At 65.1% G+C, this 2171-nt stretch carries 3 protein-coding genes; 1 reads left to right on the forward strand and 2 read right to left on the reverse strand.

All coding sequences use genetic code 11. The features are described 5' to 3' along the window. Nucleotides 1-203: 203 nt before the first annotated feature. Together DP106_RS16440 and DP106_RS16000 are read right to left on the reverse strand one after the other, a co-directional pair. Entirely contained in the window at nucleotides 204-776 is a 573-nt protein-coding gene (locus DP106_RS16440; RefSeq protein ID WP_120086598.1) for an urease subunit beta, read from the reverse strand. 70 nt (nucleotides 777-846) lie between these two features. Next, nucleotides 847-1005 carry a hypothetical protein gene (locus DP106_RS16000; protein WP_015410333.1) on the reverse strand — a complete coding sequence of 53 codons (159 nt, stop codon included), beginning with the start codon at nucleotides 1003-1005 and terminating at the stop codon, nucleotides 847-849. Between the two features lie 516 nt (nucleotides 1006-1521). Between DP106_RS16000 and DP106_RS14950 the strand changes: the two genes are divergently transcribed. Next, nucleotides 1522-2171 (forward strand): ABC transporter substrate-binding protein (locus tag DP106_RS14950; protein ID WP_165857923.1); only part of this gene is annotated, 650 nt, incomplete at its 3' end.

Below are 2171 nucleotides of genomic sequence, written 5' to 3' on the forward strand. Positions count from 1 at the left end.
AGAACTCGTCGAGACGAGGACGGCCTCGGGGGTCGACGAGTTCTTCGGGGAACGCCTCCGAAACAGCGGGACGAGAGGGCGCCGTACCGACCAAGAGCACGTCGAATGCGAGCATTGACGTTCACGTAGGGGCCGGGCATTAAAAAGGGCCTCGGCGGGGGAGACGGCACGACGGCTGCCCGGACGCGACGGGACCGGCTGCATCAGCAGTCGCCGCCGATAACGACGACCGGGACCGGCGCAGCCTCCAGGAGTCGCTCGGCCGTACTCCCCAACACGAGGCGCTTGAACCCCGATCGACCCGTCGCACCGACGACGACCGCGTCGACCCCGATGTCGTCGATCGCTTCGAGGACGCGCTCGTAGGGCGGTCCTTCGAGGACGGTCGTCCGGCACTCGACGTCGGTCGCGGCGGCGGCCTCGGCGGCGCGTTCGAGCGCGCGCTCGCGGACGTCCTCGTCGTCGAGGTCGCCCCCGACGAGCCCGCCCATCCCGTGGACGATCCGGTCGCCGCCGATCGCGACCAACTCGACGTCGCGCTCGCTGCCCGGTTCGAACCGGATCGCGGTCCCCGCGGGGACGTTCAGCCGCATCCCGTAGGCCGCCTCCCGGTCGAACTCGAGTTCGGGGTTGGTCTCGAAGAAGTGAAAGTGCGAGCCGACCTGGACGGGCCGGTCGCCGGTGTTCTCGATGGTCACCGTCGCCGTCTCCCGTCCGGCGTTGATCTCGATCGGATCGTCGGCGGGGAGCAACTCGCCGGGGACACGGTCGCTCACAGCGAGTCACCTCCGGGGGGTCCGGCCCGCCCGCCGTCTTCGGCAGTATTTACGTGCATACCGTGTCGTCTCACTCCGCCGAGTCGGTCGTGAGGGTGCGGACGAACGCGCGAACGCGATCGCCGTACGTGGCGAGCCCGAGCCCTGCGAGGAAGGTGAGGAGGCTCGAGAGAACGACGAGCGTGAGGTTGGGGTGCTCCGCGCCGGTGTGCAGCGGTAATTCCAGCATATCATGTCCAACGAGCGGGGGGTTACATAAGTTGTCCCTTCGCGCGAATCTTTCCTAGATACCGGTCGATAGCACGGTCCGAGTGGACGCACGTAAAAAACACGCCGGCTCGCGTCGGAGGTGGGCCGGAACGTTCTCCTCCGGTTTCTCACCGGCGGCGGCGTTTCGACCGTTCGACGACGGGTCACCCGGCGTTTGCGAACTACAGACGCCGCGGCGACGGAGACCTGCCGGACTCCGGCGACCAGCCAGTGCGTATGCGTACGACAGGACGCGCCACTGACTACGAACTATCAAACGAGCGTACGAAATATAAGGACATTCATTGACACCCAAGTGTATGTGGTCGTATGATTTCTCCAACCATATTGGGTAGTGTTTGCCGACAATATTTATATACTGGTGGCGTTTGACCACTTAACGTGAAAATGTCTGGATGTACGGACATATTTACGGAGGACCAGTGCCAGAATATAGACGTAGACGCTCGCCGAGTCGGCGCCGGAGGCGTTCGTCATGCGTGAGCGCGTCTCCCGTCGGAGCCTGCTCGCCTCGGGGGCGGCCGGCATCGGGGCCGCCCTCGCGGGCTGTTCGGGCAACGGGGGCGGCAACGGCAACGGTAACGGCGGGAGTGGCGGTCCCACGGTCGGCATCCTCGAGGACCGCTCGGGGAACTTCCAGCTCAACGGGACTTCGAAGTGGCAGGCGACGCGACTCGCCATAGAGGAGATCAACGAGGACGGCGGCCTGCTCGGCGAGGAGATCGAGATCGTCGATCCCGACCCACAGTCCGACAACTCCCGCTACCAGGAGCTCACGGAGCGGCTGATCCTGCAGGACCAGGTGGACGCGCTGTGGGCCGGTTACTCCTCGGCGACCCGGGAGGCGATCCGACCGATCATCAACGAGAACGAACAGCTGTACTTCTACACCACCCAGTACGAGGGCGGCGTCTGCGACAACACGATCTTCCCGGTCGGGGCGACTGCCCGCCAGCAACTCGGGATCGTGACGCCGTACCTGGCCGAGGAGTTCGGCGACGACATCTACATCATCGCCGCCGACTACAACTTCGGCCAGCTTTCGGGCGATTGGGTCAACGTCCTCGCACAGGAGAACGGCTACAACATCGTCGGCGAGGAGTACATTCCGCTCGACGAGACCGA

This window comes from Halonotius pteroides (assembly GCF_003605635.1).
GTDB classification, from domain to species: Archaea; Halobacteriota; Halobacteria; order Halobacteriales; family Haloferacaceae; genus Halonotius; species Halonotius pteroides.